The organism is Aquirufa sp. TARAVU-A1A, from assembly GCF_054558675.1.
In genome coordinates this window covers 123,091-142,407 of sequence record NZ_JBPXKP010000001.1, presented here as the reverse complement: position 1 = coordinate 142,407, position 19,317 = coordinate 123,091, and the positions used below count along the sequence as shown (strand labels likewise).

Annotated in this window: 23 protein-coding genes; 18 read left to right on the top strand and 5 right to left on the bottom strand. The window is 41.0% G+C overall.

Annotated elements, in window-relative coordinates:
* The first annotated feature begins 6 nt into the window (after positions 1-6).
* The 13 genes from rpsE (at position 7) to carA (ending at position 8,201) form a co-directional block, all read left to right on the top strand.
* The gene (rpsE, locus tag V7S75_RS00680) at positions 7-525 is read left to right on the top strand and encodes a 30S ribosomal protein S5 (protein WP_377974654.1); all 519 of its coding nucleotides are present in this window, start codon (positions 7-9) and stop codon (positions 523-525) included.
* A gap of 35 nt (positions 526-560) precedes the next feature.
* Positions 561-740: a 50S ribosomal protein L30 gene (gene rpmD / locus V7S75_RS00675; RefSeq protein ID WP_377974656.1), complete on the top strand. Its 180-nt coding sequence runs from the start codon at positions 561-563 to the stop codon at positions 738-740.
* 46 nt (positions 741-786) lie between these two features.
* The gene (gene rplO, locus V7S75_RS00670) at positions 787-1,233 is read left to right on the top strand and encodes a 50S ribosomal protein L15 (protein WP_459510780.1); all 447 of its coding nucleotides are present in this window, start codon (positions 787-789) and stop codon (positions 1,231-1,233) included.
* Between the two features lie 17 nt (positions 1,234-1,250).
* Positions 1,251-2,579 (top strand): preprotein translocase subunit SecY, encoded by a 1,329-nt coding sequence (gene secY / locus V7S75_RS00665; protein ID WP_459510779.1) that lies wholly within the window; start codon positions 1,251-1,253, stop codon positions 2,577-2,579.
* Positions 2,580-2,581: 2 nt separating this feature from the next.
* A complete protein-coding gene (gene map, locus V7S75_RS00660; protein ID WP_459510778.1) occupies positions 2,582-3,388 on the top strand; it encodes a type I methionyl aminopeptidase in 807 nt (268 codons plus the stop codon).
* 7 nt (positions 3,389-3,395) lie between these two features.
* Positions 3,396-3,614 carry a translation initiation factor IF-1 gene (gene infA / locus V7S75_RS00655; RefSeq protein ID WP_092013982.1) on the top strand — a complete coding sequence of 73 codons (219 nt, stop codon included), beginning with the start codon at positions 3,396-3,398 and terminating at the stop codon, positions 3,612-3,614.
* Positions 3,615-3,645: 31 nt separating this feature from the next.
* Positions 3,646-3,762 carry a type B 50S ribosomal protein L36 gene (gene ykgO, locus V7S75_RS00650; protein ID WP_130895424.1) on the top strand — a complete coding sequence of 39 codons (117 nt, stop codon included), beginning with the start codon at positions 3,646-3,648 and terminating at the stop codon, positions 3,760-3,762.
* Positions 3,763-3,802: 40 nt separating this feature from the next.
* The gene (rpsM, locus tag V7S75_RS00645; RefSeq protein ID WP_315574870.1) at positions 3,803-4,180 is read left to right on the top strand and encodes a 30S ribosomal protein S13; all 378 of its coding nucleotides are present in this window, start codon (positions 3,803-3,805) and stop codon (positions 4,178-4,180) included.
* Between the two features lie 45 nt (positions 4,181-4,225).
* Positions 4,226-4,621 carry a 30S ribosomal protein S11 gene (rpsK, locus tag V7S75_RS00640; protein ID WP_315574872.1) on the top strand — a complete coding sequence of 132 codons (396 nt, stop codon included), beginning with the start codon at positions 4,226-4,228 and terminating at the stop codon, positions 4,619-4,621.
* Between the two features lie 101 nt (positions 4,622-4,722).
* Positions 4,723-5,328: a 30S ribosomal protein S4 gene (gene rpsD / locus V7S75_RS00635; RefSeq protein WP_315574874.1), complete on the top strand. Its 606-nt coding sequence runs from the start codon at positions 4,723-4,725 to the stop codon at positions 5,326-5,328.
* Positions 5,329-5,397: 69 nt separating this feature from the next.
* Positions 5,398-6,387, top strand: a complete 990-nt coding sequence (locus V7S75_RS00630; protein WP_459494095.1) for a DNA-directed RNA polymerase subunit alpha — start codon at positions 5,398-5,400, stop codon at positions 6,385-6,387.
* Positions 6,388-6,469: 82 nt separating this feature from the next.
* Positions 6,470-7,015, top strand: coding sequence for a 50S ribosomal protein L17 (gene rplQ / locus V7S75_RS00625; RefSeq protein ID WP_377974666.1), 546 nt, complete (start codon positions 6,470-6,472; stop codon positions 7,013-7,015).
* 85 nt (positions 7,016-7,100) lie between these two features.
* Entirely contained in the window at positions 7,101-8,201 is a 1,101-nt protein-coding gene (carA, locus tag V7S75_RS00620; RefSeq protein WP_459510777.1) for a glutamine-hydrolyzing carbamoyl-phosphate synthase small subunit, read from the top strand.
* 98 nt (positions 8,202-8,299) lie between these two features.
* Here the strand turns inward: carA and V7S75_RS00615 are convergent, their stop codons facing one another.
* The 3 genes from V7S75_RS00615 to V7S75_RS00605 all read right to left on the bottom strand — a co-directional run bounded on the left by V7S75_RS00615 (position 8,300) and on the right by V7S75_RS00605 (position 10,895).
* Positions 8,300-9,712: a TonB-dependent receptor gene (locus tag V7S75_RS00615; protein ID WP_459510776.1), complete on the bottom strand. Its 1,413-nt coding sequence runs from the start codon at positions 9,710-9,712 to the stop codon at positions 8,300-8,302.
* An 86-nt stretch (positions 9,713-9,798) separates the two neighbouring features.
* Entirely contained in the window at positions 9,799-10,659 is an 861-nt protein-coding gene (locus V7S75_RS00610) for an N-acetylglucosamine kinase (protein ID WP_459510775.1), read from the bottom strand.
* The gene (locus tag V7S75_RS00605; protein WP_459510774.1) at positions 10,656-10,895 is read right to left on the bottom strand and encodes a cytochrome b5 domain-containing protein; all 240 of its coding nucleotides are present in this window, start codon (positions 10,893-10,895) and stop codon (positions 10,656-10,658) included. Before V7S75_RS00605 ends, V7S75_RS00610 begins: the two co-directional genes overlap by 4 nt.
* 100 nt (positions 10,896-10,995) lie before the next feature.
* On the opposite strand from V7S75_RS00605, the gene V7S75_RS00600 reads away from it, so the two are divergent.
* The 4 genes from V7S75_RS00600 (at position 10,996) to V7S75_RS00585 (ending at position 15,274) form a co-directional block, all read left to right on the top strand.
* A complete protein-coding gene (locus V7S75_RS00600; RefSeq protein ID WP_459510773.1) occupies positions 10,996-11,475 on the top strand; it encodes a hypothetical protein in 480 nt (159 codons plus the stop codon).
* Between the two features lie 49 nt (positions 11,476-11,524).
* On the top strand, positions 11,525-12,544 hold the full coding sequence (gene thiL / locus V7S75_RS00595) for a thiamine-phosphate kinase (RefSeq protein WP_459510772.1): 1,020 nt from the start codon (positions 11,525-11,527) through the stop codon (positions 12,542-12,544).
* A 5-nt stretch (positions 12,545-12,549) separates the two neighbouring features.
* Positions 12,550-13,251, top strand: coding sequence for a WbqC family protein (locus V7S75_RS00590; protein ID WP_459510771.1), 702 nt, complete (start codon positions 12,550-12,552; stop codon positions 13,249-13,251).
* A 79-nt stretch (positions 13,252-13,330) separates the two neighbouring features.
* Positions 13,331-15,274 carry a polysaccharide biosynthesis protein gene (locus V7S75_RS00585; RefSeq protein WP_459510770.1) on the top strand — a complete coding sequence of 648 codons (1,944 nt, stop codon included), beginning with the start codon at positions 13,331-13,333 and terminating at the stop codon, positions 15,272-15,274.
* On the opposite strand, the gene V7S75_RS00580 is transcribed toward V7S75_RS00585, so the two are convergent.
* Positions 15,263-15,898, bottom strand: coding sequence for a phosphatase PAP2-related protein (locus V7S75_RS00580; RefSeq protein ID WP_459510769.1), 636 nt, complete (start codon positions 15,896-15,898; stop codon positions 15,263-15,265). The two genes, V7S75_RS00585 and V7S75_RS00580, sit on opposite strands and share 12 nt — an antisense overlap.
* 180 nt (positions 15,899-16,078) lie before the next feature.
* Between V7S75_RS00580 and msrA the strand changes: the two genes are divergently transcribed.
* Positions 16,079-16,606, top strand: coding sequence for a peptide-methionine (S)-S-oxide reductase MsrA (gene msrA, locus V7S75_RS00575; RefSeq protein WP_459511142.1), 528 nt, complete (start codon positions 16,079-16,081; stop codon positions 16,604-16,606).
* Here msrA and V7S75_RS00570 read toward each other — a convergent pair.
* Entirely contained in the window at positions 16,603-19,260 is a 2,658-nt protein-coding gene (locus V7S75_RS00570) for a putative LPS assembly protein LptD (RefSeq protein WP_459510768.1), read from the bottom strand. The two genes, msrA and V7S75_RS00570, sit on opposite strands and share 4 nt — an antisense overlap.
* Between the last annotated feature and the right edge of the window lie 57 nt (positions 19,261-19,317).

Below are 19,317 nucleotides of genomic sequence, written 5' to 3'. Positions count from 1 at the left end.
TAAGATATGTCGCATTTACAAGCAAAACCAATTAAGGTTAACGAGGGTGAGTTGAAGGAGAAGGTAGTAGCCATCAACCGTGTTGCCAAAGTGGTAAAAGGGGGTCGTCGTTTTAGTTTTTCTGCTATCGTTGTAGTAGGAGATGGTAACGGGATCGTTGGATACGGTTTAGGAAAAGCAAACGAGGTTACTGACGCGATCACAAAAGGTATCGAAGATGCAAAGAAGAATTTGTTCCAAATTCCTTTGTTGAAGAAAACAGTTCCTCACGAGCAATTAGGTAAATTCTCGGGTGGTTTCGTTTTAGTGAAGCCAGCTGCTCCTGGTACAGGATTGATCGCCGGTGGTGCGATGCGTGCTGTATTGGAATCTGCAGGTATCCATGATGTCCTAGCAAAATCAAAAGGTTCTTCTAACCCACACAACGTGGTTAAAGCAACGATTGATGCGTTAGTGAAGATGCGTGCACCTCACAGTGTTGCATTCCAACGTGGAATTTCAGTAGCGAAAGTATTTAATGGATAATCCGAGCGCTTCAAGCCTCACTAATAGAACAGAAGATGTCTAAAGTTAAAATTACTCAAGTAAAAAGTGCAATTAAGCGCCCGGAAGTACAAAAACGTACGATCCAAGCTTTAGGATTAGGTAAAATCCGTAAGAGCGTTGAGGTAGAATTAAATCCAGCTATTTCTGGTATGATTCGTGCCGTAAACCACTTAATTGTTGTAGAAAATATTTAATAAACACGCGAGTTGCTAGCAATAGCAGCGTTAAGCCCCAATTACAATGAAATTATCATCATTAAAGCCTGCTGAAGGCTCAGTAAAAGTTAGAAAAAGAGTAGGTCGTGGTCAAGGTTCTGGTTTAGGTGGAACTTCTGCTCGTGGTCACAAAGGAGCTCAGTCTCGTTCAGGTTACTCACGTAAGCGTGGATTTGAAGGTGGTCAAATGCCGATCCAACGTCGTGTTCCTAAGTTCGGTTTCAAGAACATCAATCGCGTAGAATACAAAGCAATCAACTTGGATACGTTACAAGCATTAGCTGACGCAACAGGTTCGAAAGTAATCACATTTGAAACTTTATACAACAACGGTTTAGTATCTAAGTCTGACTTAGTGAAAATCCTTAGCCGTGGAGCTGTTACTACTGCATTGGAAGTAACTGTTAAAGGTTTCTCAGGTGCTGCTAAAGCTGCTATCGAAGCTGCTGGCGGTAAAGCAATTGTTGGTTAATCCTCTATTCTAATCGAATGAACAAGTTAATAACAACTTTCAAGCATATTTTCGCAATTGAAGAATTGAGAGGCCGTATTATTAATACGCTTCTCTTCATTGCTTTCTTCCGTTTGGGATCTTTTATCGTTTTACCTGGTGTAGATGCGACTAAATTATCTCAAGGTGGAGATGGTGGTTTATTCGGCTTGTTGAATATGTTCTCTGGTGGTGCCTTGAGCAACGCCTCTGTTTTTGCTTTAGGTATCATGCCGTATATTTCGGCATCTATCGCAATTCAGTTATTGACTATCGCCCTTCCGTATTTCCAAAAAATGCAGAAAGATGGTGAATCTGGTCGTAAAAAATTGAACCAAATTACCCGTATCCTAACAATCTTTGTTACTGCGGCACAAGGTTTTACTTACCTTCAAGTAACGATTCCTTCCGAAGCAATCATGGTTGATCCATGGTTCTTCCGTCTTTACGGAGTTGCCATCTTAGTGGGCGGTACGATGTTGTGTATGTGGTTGGGTGAGAAAATCACCGACAAAGGTATTGGTAACGGTATTTCGATGTTGATCATGATCGGTATCGTATCGCGTTTCCCTTCTTCTTTATTGCAAGAAGCTGGTTCACGTGGCATGTCGGGTGCTTTGTTATTTATCATTGAGGTTATCGCATTATTCTTTGTAGTAATGGGTGCTGTCATGGTTACACAAGCAGTTCGCCGTATTCCGGTTCAATATGCGAAACAAGTAGTAGGAGCCAAAACTTCAGCTGCTGCTGTAGGTGGTGAGCGTCAATACATCCCGATGAAGTTAAACGCATCTGGTGTTATGCCAATCATCTTCGCGCAAGCTTTAATGTTTATTCCAGGTTTAGTTGCACAATCGTTTGCTGAGAAATCAGAATTTGCAGCTTCGGTTGCTCAATCGTTTGGGGACTTTACTACATGGCAATACAATGCTTTATTTGCATTCTTGATTATTGTCTTTACATTCTTTTACACAGCTATCTCAATCAACCCAACGCAAATTTCAGACGATATGAAGCGTGGTGGTGGTTTCGTTCCAGGTGTTAAGCCAGGCGAAGAGACAGCTGGTTTTATTGCAAGCATTTTAGATCGTATCACTTTGCCAGGTGCAATTATGTTATCGATCATTGCGATTCTTCCTGCGATTGCCAACTTGTTTGGCGTGACACGTGGATTTGCTTCTTTCTTTGGAGGTACTTCATTGTTGATCTTAGTAGGTGTCGTATTAGATACATTGCAACAAGTTGAAAGTTACTTGTTGATGCGTAAGTATGAAGGTTTAATGCAATCAGGACGTGTGAAAGGACGTTCAGAAGTGATCGGTCGTTAAGGATGATTTACCTGAAGACTCCCGAAGAGATGGCCATCATCCAAGCGAATGGCGAGATTTTAGGGAAATGTCATGCGGAAGTAGCGAAGGCCATTCAGCCGGGTGTTACGACCTTAGCATTAGACAAAATTGCTTATGAGTTTATTAAGGATAATGGAGCACATCCATCCTTCTTAAACTACCAAGTAGGAAATAAGAAGTACGCTTATTCACTATGTATTTCGGTAAACGATGTGGTTGTACACGGTTTGCCAGGTGATTTAGTCTTACAAGAAGGCGACATCATTTCAATAGATGCAGGTGTTTATAAGAATAAGTTTCATGCCGATAGCGCCTATACGTACGGAATAGGAAATGTAGATGCTGAGGTACAGAAATTAATGCAAGTGACGAAAGAGTCCTTGTATTTGGGTTTGAATCAAGCCCAAGCAGGTAAGCGAGTAGGGGATGTGGGTAACGCAGTGCAAGTGTATACGGAATCACTGGGTTATGGAGTCGTTCGGGAACTAGTAGGTCATGGTGTAGGTAAAAATCTGCATGAAAGTCCAGAAGTTCCTAACTACGGTCGGCGAGGAGATGGAGCTAAATTGAAAGAAGGAATGGTCATTGCCATTGAACCGATGATCAATTTAGGCAAGCGTCAAATTTCAGTTGATAAAGATGGTTGGACCATCCGGACAATTGATCGTAAGGCGAGTGCACATTTTGAGCATACCGTAGGCGTAACAGCAGCGGGTCCCAAAGCATTAACAACTTTTGCTTACATAGAAGAAGTACTAAAAACCTCAACAGTATTGTTGAATATTTAAAAATATTATGGCTAAACAATCTTCGATCGAAGTAGACGGAATTATTTTGGAAGCTCTTTCGAACGCCATGTTTCGAGTAGAATTAGAGAATACACATCAAGTGATAGCTCACATTTCGGGCAAGATGCGTATGAACTACATTAAAATTCTACCTGGTGACAAGGTGAAGTTGGAGATGTCTCCATATGATTTGAGTAAAGCTAGAATTGTTTATCGTTACAAGTAAAAATAGGGTTTGACCCATAAAATTAAATAAAATGAAAGTTAAAGCATCTATTAAAAAGCGTAGTGCGGACTGCAAAGTGATTCGTCGTCACGGTAAGCTTTACGTTATTAACAAGAAGAATCCGAAGTTCAAACAAAGACAAGGATAATTCAAACTAAATTGATTAATCACAACAATTAATTACCTATATGGCTCGTATTGCAGGGGTTGATATTCCCGACAAAAAAAGAGGAGAGATTGCATTGACTTATATTTTTGGTATTGGTCGCAGCACTGCTCAAAAGATTTTAACGAAGGCAGCAGTTTCTTTTGATAAGAAAGCTGGTGAGTGGAACGACACGGAAGCGAATGCTATTCGTGCGATCATCGCAGCAGAATTCAAAACAGAAGGTCAGCTGAAGTCTGAAGTTCAATTGAACATCAAGCGTTTGATGGACATCGGTTGTTACCGTGGATTGCGTCACCGTAAAGGTCTTCCAGTACGTGGTCAACGCACGAAGAACAACTCACGTACTCGTAAGGGACGTCGTAAGACAGTTGCTAACAAGAAAAAAGTAACTAAATAATAAGTAGAGGAAATACCTCACACCCAATTTTATTTATCAAATAGTATGGCACAAGCAAAAAGAAAAGATAAAGCGAAGAAAAGGGTTGTTGTAGTTGAGCAAGTTGGTCAAGTACACATCAAAGCTTCCTTTAACAACATCATTATCTCCATTACAAACTCAGCAGGTCAAGTGATCTCTTGGGCATCAGCAGGAAAGATGGGTTTCCGTGGTTCTAAGAAAAACACTCCTTATGCAGCTCAAATGGCAGCATCTAACTGTGCAGCAGTAGCTGTAGAGGCTGGAATGAAGAAAGCGGAAGTTTTTGTAAAAGGACCGGGAGCTGGACGTGAGTCTGCAATCCGTACCATTCAAAACTCAGGTATCGAAGTATCACTTATCCGTGATATCACTCCAATGCCTCACAATGGATGTCGTCCTCCAAAACGTCGTCGCGTATAATAATTTTTATGCAGGGGTAATTAGTAATTATTTTCCCCCGCTTTTTTTCACAATTTAATTACTTCACTGCACATAAGAGGTGCATTGACTTTAAAAACAAAATGGCTAGATACACAGGTCCAAAATCCAAGATTGCGCGTCGTTTCGGCGAGCCAATTTTAGGTCCGAGCAAAGCATTAGCTCGCAAAAATTATGCTCCAGGTATGCACGGTAAGGGGAAACGTTCAAAAGTTTCTGAATACGCTGTTCAATTAAAGGAGAAGCAAAAAGTTAAATATACGTACGGTATCTTAGAGCGTCAGTTCGAGAACCTATTCCACAAAGCCGCTGTAAAAGAGGGTATCACAGGTGAGAACTTGTTAAAATTGTGTGAAGCACGTTTAGATAATACAGTATATCGTTTGGGAATTGCGCCGACTCGTCGTGCTGCACGCCAATTGGTTATCCACAAACACATCATTGTAGACGGTGAAGTAGTAAATGTGCCATCTTACTCTTTGCGCGCAGGTCAATTGATCGGTGTTCGTGAGAAATCAAAATCGTTAGAAGTTGTGACTAACTCATTGGCTGGACGTTCTCCAAAGCGTTACAACTGGTTAGAGTGGTCTGAAAGTGATATGGTTGGTAAATTCTTGGCTTACCCAGAAAGAGATCAAATCACAGAGAACTTCAACGAGCAAGCGATTGTCGAGTTGTACTCTAAATAATCCCTAGGGTTATTCTTAATATTAACAGTACCAATAACGTTTTTTCAGTATCATTTTAAGCTACGAAATATGTCAATATTAGCATTCCAAATGCCCGAAAAAGTTGTGATGGAGAAAGCCGATGACTTTCACGGGTTATTTGAGTTCAAGCCACTCGAAAAAGGTTACGGTGTTACCATTGGTAACGCGCTTCGTAGAATCTTGCTTTCTTCTTTAGAAGGATATGCAATTACGAGCGTAAAGATTTCTGGTGTACTTCACGAGTTTTCTGCTATCGAAGGTGTACATGAAGATGTATCTGAAATCATCTTAAACTTGAAAAAAGTTCGCTTCAAAAAAGCACAAGAGATTTTAGATAACAAGGTGACATTAAAAGTAAAAGGTCAAACAGCCATTACTGCTGGTGACATCGCTAAATTCACACCTTATTTCACAATTTTAAATCCTGATTTAGTGATCTGTCACTTAGATGCTTCGAAAGAAGTTGAAGTGGAATTGATCATCGAAAAAGGTCGTGGTTATGTACCAGCAGATGAGCCTCGTGCAAACGAGCTTCCTTTCGGTCACATTGCTATCGATTCCATCTACACACCGATTAAGAATGTTAAATTTAGCATCGAAAATACACGTGTAGAACAAAAAACAGATTACGAGAAATTAGTTCTAGATATCGAAACGGATGGTTCTATCCACCCAGAAGATGCATTGAAAGGTGCTGCGTATATCTTGATACAACACTTTATGTTGTTCTCTGATCAAACAATGACGTTCGAAACGCCAAAAGCGGAAGAAGATAACGTTGTTGATGAAGAAATGCTTCATATGCGCAAGTTATTGAAGACTTCATTAGCTGACTTAGACCTTTCTGTTCGTGCTTACAACTGCTTAAAATCAGCTGATGTTCGTACACTTGGAGAATTAGCGAAATTGGAGATTTCAGATATGATGAAATTCCGTAACTTTGGTAAAAAGTCTTTGACCGAGTTAGAACAATTGATCGAAGAAAAAGGTCTTACGTTCGGAATGGATGTATCTAAATATCGCTTAGACGAAGATTAATAATTAAACTAAAGTAATAGGTGGTTTACAGGTCGTAAACTAACCGCAGCTCGAAAGAGCTTTTAACTTACGAAATACAAAAATGAGACACGGTAAAAAATTCAATCACTTAGGAAGAACAGCTTCCCACAGAGCAGCCTTATTATCTAATATGGCCTCTTCGTTAATCTTGCACAAACGTATCGAAACTACAGTTGCGAAAGCAAAGGAGTTGCGTAAATACATTGAGCCAATGATTACGAAATCAAAAACAGATAGCACAAACAATCGTCGTGTAGTTTTCTCTTATTTACAAAATAAGGATGCCATCAAAGAATTGTTCAGCATCGTTTCTGAAAAAGTTGCTAATCGTCCTGGTGGTTATACACGTATTATCAAATTAGGTAATCGTCTTGGTGATAACGCGGAAATCTGCTTCATTGAATTAGTTGACTTCAACGAAACAATGTTAGCTGCTTCTGCTGAGAAAGCTGGTAAGACTCGTCGTAGTCGCCGTGCTGGAGCTAAGAAAGAAGAAACAGTAGCAGCTGCTCCAGTTGCTGAAGTTCCTTCTGCTGAAGTTGTAGAAGATGCTCCTGAAGCACCTGCAACAGAGGAGCCTACAGAAGAAAAAGGAGAAGACGCTTAAGATTCTTTTCTTACATTTTTTTGAAGGGCTTCAACGTTTAGTTGAAGCCCTTTTTTTAGGATTTTTACATTTTTGATTAATATTTATGAAAGTTTCAGAGTCAACACCGGCAGTACTCTTACTTCAAGATGGAACCCTTTTTCACGGCAAAGCCCTAGGTAAAATTGGCACGCATGGCGGTGAGATTTGCTTCAATACGGGTATGACAGGATACCAAGAAATATACACGGATCCTTCCTATAGTGGACAAGTAATTATTAACACCACTGCACACATTGGAAATTACGGTGTCATCAATCAAGACGAAGCTGAATCCAATCAAGTTCAAATTGCCGGAATGGTTTGTAACGAATTTGCCAGCTTACACTCGCGTGCTACTGCTGATGGTTCGCTACAAGATTATTTGGCGGACGCTGGGATTGTTGGTATCTCTGGAATCGATACCCGCGCACTCGTACGTCACATCCGTACGCAAGGGGTTATGAACTGTTTGATTTCTTCCGAGATTTCAGATTTAGCGACCTTGAAAGCGGAATTGGCGAAGATTCCTTCGATGGAAGGATTGGAGTTGTCTTCACAAGTATGTACCAAACAAGCTTATTTCTTAGGGAATCCTTCAGCGACTTACAAAATTGCGGTATTAGACCTAGGTGTTAAGAAAAGCATCTTGTCGAACTTCACAGAGCGCGATTGCTACCTGCAAGTCTTTCCTGCTAAAACACCTTTTGAGGAAATTGCGGCTTGGAACCCAGATGGATACTTTGTATCCAATGGTCCTGGTGATCCAGCAACGATGCCTTATGCCGTTGAAACGGTATCACAATTCCTTGCCTCGGATAAACCGGTATTCGGGATTTGTCTAGGACATCAGATTTTAGCGCAAGTATGTGGCTTGTCTACCTACAAAATGCACAATGGTCACCGTGGATTAAATCATCCTGTTAAAAACCTTGTAACAGGCCTTTCTGAAATTACCTCCCAAAATCATGGTTTTGCCGTGAAAATGGATGAGTTGAAGAGCTCTGAAAAAGCAGAATTAACACACATCAACTTGAATGACCAAACGGTCGAAGGCTTGCGTGTGAAAGGTCGTAAAGCATTCTCGGTGCAACATCACCCAGAAGCTTCTCCAGGACCGCATGATTCCCGTTACTTATTTGATCAGTTTGTTGATTTATTGAAGTAAAAACTGATAAAATGAAAGCCCATCCGTTTGGTTGGGCTTTTTTATGCTTTAAAACACTAGCTTTGGCAATCCTCTAAGGTTTGCCAAAGCTAAGCTAACTACTGATTAGAAAAGCCAAACAACGCATTTTCCTTAATCATCGCAGCCACCGAACTAGGAACCAATTTTTCCCATTCACCCGGACCTTGCTGAATCATATCTAATACCTTGTCCGTACGGATGTTCATGAGTTTTTCATCGGATTTTTTGATGTCCTCCAATTTCGAATTGTCGATCAAATATTGATATAATCCCTTCAGATGAGGTTCAGGTTTGAATGATTTCAGATTCAAAACAGCCCCTTGATCATCGATTGTAGGGTATAGATATAATTTAATGTTATGCCCAAATAGATTTGCAAAAGCACTTAATATGCCGCCCTCTAAATGGGTATAATGTTTCTCGTCAAAGATGTATTCGAGATTTGGCATACCCATGATTAGAGCCATTTTAAGTTTCGAGAACTGGCTTAAAAAGGCAACCAATTTGAAATATTCATGGAAATTGGAAATCAAAACGGTTTGGCCTAAGGAACATAAGATGTCCACACGGTCCAAGAAATCCTTTTCATTGATGTTATGTGTCCCATCCTCCAAACTACGCAAAGTCAATTCGGATAATACACAAACCTTATCATCATCTACATCCGCTTCCTGTTCAAATTGCGATTGTCCTTTCTTCAACATATCTAAAAAGATGTTGGTCACCGGTCTAAAGCGCCCGCGAATCGCCACGATATGTTTCTTTGCTAGGGCATCATAAGGTTGCATCACATTTCCATCGGGTCCGAAAACCGCTGCCTGTGTGTAGCCATGCTTCACTAAATACAAGGACATCAAGCGATTGTCCACCTCTTTGAAATCCGCCCCCTCAAATCGGATCATATCGATTTCGATGCGATCACGTGATAAGTCATCCAATAATGAAAGCAAGAGTTTCTCTGGATCTTCGTGGTAGAAATAACAGCCGTAAATCAAATTGACTCCAATGATTCCCAAAGCTTGTTGCTGGAGAATATTGTCATTATCCAACATATTTACGTGGATGACAACGCTATTTACGGGTCCATTTGGACGCAATTGAAAGCGTAAACCTATCCAGCCATGGGCATCGTTCGTCTTCTGATAATTTAATGCGGAGACGGTATCTGCAAAAGCGAAGAAACGCTTCTCTGCTGCACTTTCTGTCAAACGCACTTGAAGTAATTTGTACTCGCGATTTAACATTTTAATTAATCGCGGCTCGCACACATATTTACCAGATTCTTCTTCGCCATAAATAGCGTCAGAAAAGGCCATGTCATAGGCTGAGATCGTTTTGGCAATGGTTCCAGATGCTCCGCCCGCCTTAAAAAAGTTGGCTGCTACTTCTTGTCCTGCCCCGATTTCGGCGAAAGAGCCATAAATACTCCGATCTAAATTGATCTTCAGTGCTTTTTGTTTCGTTCCAATGGATTTTAATACGGAGGTCATCGGCGAATAGGTTTGATGATGAATTGCTTAGGCATTAGCAAGTTAAAAAATATTCGCATGCAATGGTAGCGATTCTTGAAAAAATCCTAAAATAGGTCGCGGTGTTTTTCCTTGTAATACATCGTTAATCCTGCCATTGGCCCTTCGCTAATGATTCCCACGTGCAATTGGTTGGATTTTAACACACGTTGGAGTATATCGGCATAATAAAATGCCACCGAACCCGTGAAGTGAATCGGTACCTGGGTTGATTGTGTGTATTTCAACACATACAAGTCACAAAATGACTGAAAGGATTTTTCAATCAATTGATAACAAAATGGATGTTTCCGATGGTCAAATAAGAATTTGGAAAAGGAAGCAAACCATCGATTCGGGAATTCACCTTTATAAGCATGCTGTAATATCGTTAAGCGATCCATTTCTCCGAAGCGTTTCGTGAAAATAGCGCGCAAGTCACCCGGTAATTCATGATGCAAATATGCCAAAACTAAACTTTTACCTAAGTGCCCCCCACTTCCCTCATCACCTAGCCAAAATCCAAGTGGCGGAACTTGATGTTGCATTTCGCCTTCTTCAAAATAACCGGAATTTGATCCTGTCCCAAGGATGCAGGCTATACCAGGTTTTTGTCCACATAGGGATAAGCCTGCCGCGACTAAATCATTATGAACATGGAGTTGGGCTTCCCCGATAACGGGCGTTAACAAGGCCCTTATCATCTCTTTTTTTGATTCATCGGTTATCCCCGTCCCGAAATAGTAGACAAAACGGAGTTGCATGTCCCGAATTTTTTGGAGCATTTCTGCCTGTGCTTCGCGAATTTCATCCGTTGTTTGGTAATAGGGGTTGATGCCTGCCGATTGGAAACTTTCAAAAGCCTCATTTGCCTGCGTGATATAACGCCAGGCTGTTTTCGTAGACCCGCTTTCAATTAGTAGTATCATTGTAACAGTCCTATCGGGGTGAATTTTTCAAATACTTTTTCGCTGTGTGGGGCGTCAGCCAATTCTGCTGTCAAATCTTGACCAGCCCAATGTTCATAGTGTTTTCCGTTTTTCCAGAGTTTGGAATTCGTCATGTCATAAATGTATCCACGAAATGCTACCCAAATTTCTGGCCGGTCTTGCCCATTTCTGAGCGCTAATTGAGATCGTGTATAGGAATTTAATGCTTGTGACAAAACGATGTTTATTATTTTACGAAGCTAAATAAAAAGGATTAAAGACCGTTTTTTTAGTAAAGATTTTTAATTTTACATTTACGAAAAACGGAATCATTTTATGAAAATCGTACAAGGCTTACTCATTTGTTTATTAAGTGTTCAATTGCTCTCTTGCGGTTCTTCCTCAGGTTCTGATCCTGCTCCTACACCGCAGCCAACAGTATCGCAATTGGTCAGCAAATCATGGAGCGTAAGCTCTGCAACTTGGGACGGTGTTACCCAATACTCGAAAGGGGCAACAAGCAATTTGGTATCAGGATATTCTCAATTCAAATTGGATTTGACAAGCTCAACCGCTGCATCTTTAACGGAATTCGATGGACGGAAATTCACGGGGACTTATACTTTGTCAACTGACAATAAGAAAATTACCTTAAATGGCTTGACTAGTTCAGAAGGAGCTCCATCGGGCACGAACGGAACTTTGGAATTTAATATCGTTGGCACGCCAACGGCCACTGCACTGACCATAGAAACTAGTACGACATACATCAAAGCAAGCAATAAAAAAGTTAGCTTAGCTTTAGTTAACCCATAATCAATTCGACATTAGATAAGCCGTCTCACGAGGCGGCTTTTTTTATTATATGGAAAAAAGAACAGAAATTGGCACGCTAGGAGAGTTTGGTTTGATCAAACACTTGGCAGCGCCTTTCACGGAACATCAAGGTTGGACAAAATTAGGGATTGGGGATGATGCAGCCTTATTGGAAGCCGCCAATCAATTAACGGTCACTTCGACGGAATTATTAATCGAAGGTGTTCACTTTGATCTTTCATATACGCCACTGCAGCATTTGGGCTATAAAATTGTCACGCTTGCCGTATCCGACATTGCTGCGATGAATGCTATTCCTACGCAAGTGATGATAGGTATTGGTTTAAGTAATCGTTTTTCGGTTGAAGCCGTGGACGAATTATATGCAGGGATCAAAACCGCTTGCGAAGATTACCAAATTGACCTAGTAGGTGGAGATACAACCGCATCTCCACAAGGTTTGATTGTTTCCGTTACCGCCAATGGTGTGGTTGACTCGACTCAAGTCGTTACACGTTCGAATGCGAAACCAAATGACGTTATCTGTGTAAGTGGGGATTTTGGAGGAGCCTTGATGGGACTTCAATCCTTGGAGCGCGAGAAACAAGTGTTTTTGGCAAATCCAGACATGCAGCCAGAATTGGATAATAAGAGTTATGTGGTATTGCGCCAATTGAAGCCATCAGCACGTTTTGACATCATTCACGAATTACGAGAATTGGGTGTTGTTCCTACTTCGATGATTGATAGTTCGGATGGTTTAGCTGCAGAAATTCTACATTTATGCGAAGCCTCAGGTACAGGAGCACGTATTTTTGAAAAGAATATCCCGATTGATGATGAGACCTATTTGGCGGCGACTGAATTTAATTTAAGTCCATTAACTGCTGCCTTAAATGGGGGTGAAGACTATGAATTAGTCTTTACTGTGTCTCAAGCTGATTTTGAAAAAGTGGAAAAAATTGCGGATGTGACAGCGATTGGTTACATGACCGACCTAAAAAACGAAAAGGTTATGGTTATGAAATCAGACCAAATTGTGAATTTGACTGCACCCGGTTTTAATTAATAGCCATGTCAGTAGCGATCATGCAACCTTATTTCTTCCCTTACTTGGGCTACTTTCAGTTAGTTCAAGCCGTGGATGATTTTGTGTTTTATGATGACGTCATGTTTATTAAAAAGGGATGGATTAATCGGAATCGTATACTCATGCAAGGCAAAGAATTCTTGTTTACGATTCCCCTAGAAAAGCAAAGTCAAAATAAAACTATTCGCGAATCGAATGTTGCTTGGGGACCAGAATTTCCAACTAAGTTGATCGTTCAGTTGCATGCAGCCTATAAAAAGGCTCCTTTTTTTGATCAAGTAATGCCCCGCATTGAAGCACTTTTTGCCCAAAAGCCTGTAAGCATGGCTGAATTAGCAGGTAAAAGCATAGAATTGGTTTGGCAATATTTGGGCTTGGAAAAACGTTTTCACTACAGCTCTCAGCTACCCGATAATCAGGCAGATGGGAGAGCTGAACGATTGATACATTTGACGAAAAGCTTAGGCTCAACACATTACATAAATGCATTAAATGGCCAAAGCCTCTATGAAAAGGTTTTTTTTGCCACTCATGGAGTTGAATTGTCTTTCATTAAGCCAGCCCTCATTCCTTACAGCCAAGGCAAGACAGCAAGTTTTGAGCCTGGACTTTCGATGATTGATGTGTTAATGTGGAATAATCCAGAAGCAATTGTGGACATGTTGAAGAACTACAGCTTGGAATAAATTGCCATTTGCTAAGTATCTCGTCGTTCGGATTGCTTTATTTGTAAATTTGTAGGTGGAATAAATAATAGAGGTTTTCATGACACAATCGCTGTTCATTCGTAGGTATTCGAATCGCTTTCTATCTAGATGGCTCGTACTTGCTATTGATTTGGTGATTGTCATGTTTTCATTTTCGCTTTCGTCCTTATTGCGGATGAATTTTCACTACAGCGAAATCGACTTATATAGCTTTCAATTTCATTTTGTCTTTTTATTTGTCATTCGCCTAGGGGTATTCCTTTGGTTTAAATCCTATACGGGCATTATCCGGCACACCAGTATCGAAGATGCTGTGTTGATTTTAAAAGCTGTTTTTACTGGGACAGCCATTGCTGGGTTATTTTCGTTAAGCCTTCGCTATTATACGGGAATTAATACCTTGCTTTATGTCCCGCTATCCATCTTAGCGATTGATTTTTTTATCTGTTTATTCTTGATGGTTTCCCTTCGCTTTTTTGTGAAGTCTTTCTACGAATCGTTCATTAATGAATTTAAACCGGCAGTAGGGGTATTAATCTATGGCGCCGGCTATTCGGGCATGTTGACAAAAAATGTCATCCAAAATGACCGAGGTGTAAATTATCAAGTGCTTGGATTTATTGATGATAATGCTTCTAAAATCGATAAGACCATCGAAGGTATTCGTGTGTTCAGTTTGTCAGAAGCCATGGAAAAATTTGTAGACCATTACGAAGGACTACAGGTCATCATGGCAATTAATAACATTGGCCTTCAAGCCAAACGGAAAATTTCCGATGTGTTTCTTGACCGGGGTGTTGTGGTGAAAATTCTTCCTCCCGTCGACAAATGGGTAAATGGAGAATTTGCGCTAAACCAAATTCATAATGTCAAAATTGAAGACTTGTTGGGCCGTGAAGAAATTCAAATGAACAACAAGCAAATCAGTCAAGAAATTAATTCAAAATCCGTGTTGGTGACTGGTGCTGCGGGCTCGATCGGTAGTGAGATTGTTCGCCAATTGATTGCTTATTTCCCGGCGAAAATTATCCTGATTGACCAATCTGAATCGGGCCTGTTTGATCTAGAATATGAGTTATCAGGGGTAATGCCTTCCAATACAGAATTAGTTGTTAAGGTTGCCGATGTGACGGATAAAACGCGCCTATCAGCTATTTTTAAAGCACATAAACCCGCATTTGTATTCCATGCTGCAGCTTACAAGCATGTGCCATTAATGGAAAAGAATCCTTATGAAGCGGTTAAGGTAAATATTCTTGGAACACAGGTATTGGCAGATTTAGCGGCTGAGCATGCCGTCCAAAAGTTCGTCATGGTTTCTACGGATAAGGCGGTAAATCCGACCAACGTGATGGGTGCAACGAAGCGTTTTGCCGAGATGTACACACAATCCTTGAACGGGAAAGAGGGCATTCGAACGAAATTTATTGCAACGCGTTTTGGCAATGTGTTGGGATCTAGTGGGTCTGTTATTCCTTTGTTTAAAAAACAGATTGAGCGAGGGGGGCCCGTTACCGTTACGCACCCAGAAATCACCCGCTATTTTATGACAATCCCAGAAGCCTGTGAACTTGTTTTAGAAGCAGCAACCATGGGTGAGGGAGGAGAGGTTTTTGTATTTGATATGGGGGAATCTGTTAAGATTGTCAACCTTGCTAAAAAAATGATTACGCTGAGTGGCCTTCGGGTTGATCGTGATATCGAAATTAAGTATACGGGACTTCGTCCTGGGGAGAAGCTATATGAAGAATTGTTGAATACGGATGAGAATACGCTTCCAACGCATCATCCTAAGATTTTGGTCGCCAAGGTAAACTCGCCTAGCTATGCATTTATGGAATCTCAGATGCTAGAAATGGGTCAATTATTAAACGCTGGAGATTCCAATAACCTGGTGGCTAAAATAAAGGACGTAATACCCGAATACATTTCAAATAATTCCGTTTTTGAAAAACTAGATGTAAAGTCGGCAACGAATAAACGTTCTCAATCAGCTAAGTAGTCGTCTTGCCAATCGAATGGCTATCCACGTCGCGATGGGTGCTGCGAGAATATCCAAGCTGTAATGTACGTGCTGAATAAGTAGTAAGCACCCCAATACACTCGTTAACACCACTGCAATTTTTCGTTCTATTGCACTAGGGAGAAAATAACAAACAAAGACCATCGTAGCCGTGTGCCCAGAAAAGAATAGGTCTTTCGTAATCGCTAAATTTTCACCATAGATAAACATTTCAGCAATGGGGTCATGTAAATCGACTAAGCCAGTAGGCGGATTTAATGCGACCCAATATATGCTTGTAAATCGCATGAGGGTTTCTATATTGAACGCCCACGCAAACCAGAGAAAGTGCTTCGGCTGCCGAATGATTCGGACAATCAGGTAAGCGACACTTAAGTAAATGATTGCAAATATGGGAATCGAAACATTTTTAGCTGGAATATGTGCCAAAATCACATCCTGCATCACGATTCCTTCGCGCTGTTGAATCCATTGAAAATAGTCGTCAGCTTTCCAAGGGAAGATGGCAAATACAGCGATTGCGAGTATCAATTGCCAACGAAATCGGCTATCTTGCCATGCGGCAGTCCAATTTATTTCGATGGATTGTTCAAAACCTTTCATGTATTTTTGTCGTTATAGCCTTGAAAACGGAGCGCAAAACTACGCTAAATTTAAACTGAAATGAATAAGCTGCTAAAAAATATTGCGATGATTGGACTTATTTCCATCACATTGGCTCACATTTCGTGCGGAAGTTCAGCGAAAACAAAGGCTTCATCAACCAACTTGACAACTACAAAAATGGATACAATTACTTTCGGAGCTGGGTGCTTTTGGTGTGTAGAGGCTGTTTATCAGCGGCTAAAAGGAGTCCACTCGGTAACTTCAGGTTACATGGGCGGTAAGCTTAAAAATCCGACGTATCGCGAAGTTTGTTCGGGCCTAACCGGTCACGCCGAAGTTTGCCAAATCACCTATGACCCCAACGTGATATCTTTTCAAACCTTATTAGAGGTTTTTTGGCAGACACATGATCCAACAACATTAAATCGACAAGGTGCTGACGTAGGAACGCAATATCGTTCCGCGATTTTTGCGCACAATGAAGAACAATTGAAACAGGCGGAATCTTGGAAAGAAAACTTAAATGCTAAACATGTGTTTCCTAATCCCATTGTAACGGAGATAACACATGCCTCAGCTTTTTATCCGGCCGAAGATTATCACCAAGATTATTACAATCAAAACGGAATGGAGCCTTATTGCCAGATTGTCATCAAGCCCAAAATGGATAAATTCTTGAAGGCTTTCAAGGATAAATTGAATTAAAAACCACCCTTATCGTAGAAGCTTCTGCGGCGTGAGATTTTCAAGTCTTGTAATAAACTTGACTTCACACGCAAGTCAAATGAGTAGTTACTCGCCCGGCCAAAGAATGGGCTTGCAATGGGCGTCCAATTGAAGTTCATTTCCCAGCAATGCAGGTCGCGGTGCACCGACATATTTGTGTAAGTCAAACCACTGTATTTAAAATCATAGCCTGAACTCACTGAGAACTTCCATTTTTCACTAAGGCTCACATCCCCTTGAAAGGTTAAGCCACTGATTTTTTGTGGATCTGCCAAGCCCATCCGGTTATAACTAAATTGATAAGAAAATGAAAATGTCCATGGTACATTCCAATCGACATAATCATCCATGTTTCGGTTTATTTGCTTGAGTTGGGCTTCTGACCCCATCTCACTCGTCTTAGGTTTTTTGGCCGCACTCGGGGCAAATCGCCGACCAATTGATAAATTAAACGACTGAAGTCTTCCTAATCCTTCCCCCTTACTGAACATGTATTCATTGGTTCGCCGACCCATATCAAAGAAGGCCGCATCTTGTACATAGGAATAGGGATCTACACTTCCGCCGATGTTGATATCGAATTCTTTCACGCGGGAATTCGCATTGAAACCAATGTTTGAAAGGGGGTATTCTTTGGCCAGTAAGTTATAACTCCCGTTAATACCGAAATTATCGATCAAACTGATTTTTTCATTTTGCTTCGTTGCGGTGTCCGACTTGGTTTTCAACTTAGCCTCAAGCGTATTTTGAATCCCAAAACTAATGGCTCCAGATGCACCTCCATACGATAATATACGTGGGTCAAATGTGCTTATTCGCCGGATATCACCCACTTGTTCCACCCCTTCTGCATTGATGAATTTCCGGTTGTTGATTCGTACATCTTGAAAATAACCGTAGGCTGGATCCGAATAATCTGGCGTATAACTTACACTGACGGTTGGTACCATCGTGTGTCTCAATGCTTCCAAGCGGCCTTTTTTAAACCGTGCTGTTCCGAAAACACGTGTATTCATACTTGCAGAAAACGAAATCTGGGAGTTAAATTTAGGTAGTCCCCCAACGGTATCGATGCGAACGGTCGAATCCGATTTCATGTAGGTGTATTTGTAGGAACGTGTATACATATTTCCCGACCACGAAATGCCGGGCGTAATATTGACATACCGATTTAACTTGATGTTTGGTAACGAAATAGGAAGGCTATAATTAAATTTCGTTTGTGCTTTTTCCCATAACATCGGAATGGTGCTTGCATTTACGGCCACGACACCGGGTGGAAGATCATCCGCGTTCGTTGGGATAAACGGTTTTTGAATAATTCCGCGCTGGCTGTTGGTCGAGCGTGGAAATACATCAAACTCGTAGCGGGTATAGGGGTCTTCAATTTGATTCGTTAAGGAAATGCCACCTGAGAAGTCAAGTCCAACGCGAAATTGGTCCATAAAACGGTCGCCCACACTCGACTTTCGCTTGAAGGGTTGAAATTGGTTCAGTCCTAAACTGAATTCTGTGCCTGCGTCGAAAACACGTGTTGTCGTATTTTGATTAATCCGAAGGCTGATGCTGCTTCGAAACGTTTGGCCTATGTTTTTGGTGTATTGAACAGATGACCCAATGGTGTTTGACAAATACTGCTGCGTGTTAAAATTATTGTATTGGTTATACGAGTTGGACGCAATATTCACGGAAGCCGAGAAGCTTGAATTACCTAAACTTCGTGGGCTATGAGACCATTGTAATGCAAAATCCGTACGCTTTGTAGGATTGAACTCATCCCCATTTGAGTTTCGGTTGAATGCGACGTTAAAACTTCCAGCATAACGATACCGCTTGTTATATTGCGAATTCGCTCCTAATCCCCAGCCACCTTTGGAATAAATTTGACCCGTGAAACGGATTCCAATATGTTCGCTCGCTGCCCAATAATAACCTCCTTCACGTAAATAAAATCCTCTCCCGGATGGCTCTTCCCCATAGGTTGGAATTAAAATTCCCGATTTCCCCGCTTCTTTCGGCTGCGAATATGGGAAAAAACCAAAGGGTAGACCAATGGGCAATGGAATGTCATTTAGTTCAAAATGGAAAGGACCAGAAATGATTTCTTTTTTTCCTACGACTTTGATTTTACTTGCCTTGATATGAAAGTGTGGATGACTTAAATTACACGTTGTATAGATGGCGTTTCGGATATATAAATTATCCTCCTCGTCCTTCTTGACCGTTTTTCCTTGCACAAAACCTTCGCCTTGCTGGGTAACAATCCCCTTAATCGCTGCGCGTTTCGTCTTGAAATTATAGCGTATCTCATCCGAATCGTATTTGTCGGCTCCCTGCGTAAACACGGGTAAGCCATTCATTTTGTGAGATGTAGAATCGTATTTGCCTATCGCGTATACTTCATTTTTGTCCCAATCCAATCGAATATAACTCGACTCGAGACTAATATCTCCATATTTTACCTTGGCATTTCCATACAGGTGAACCACTTGCTTGTCGGCATCTAGGACCGTAGAATCCACGGCAGAATAAAAAACGGTTGTTTGGAGGTCCTGCTGTTGTTTCGCAAGGCTATCCGATTTGGCCAAATTCTTTTGCGTTGAATCCGCCAAAATTACCCGCTGGGCATTCATCGTCGGTAAGACGCAGAATAGGCCAAAGCATAGTAAAAGGTAATATGTGGATTTCTT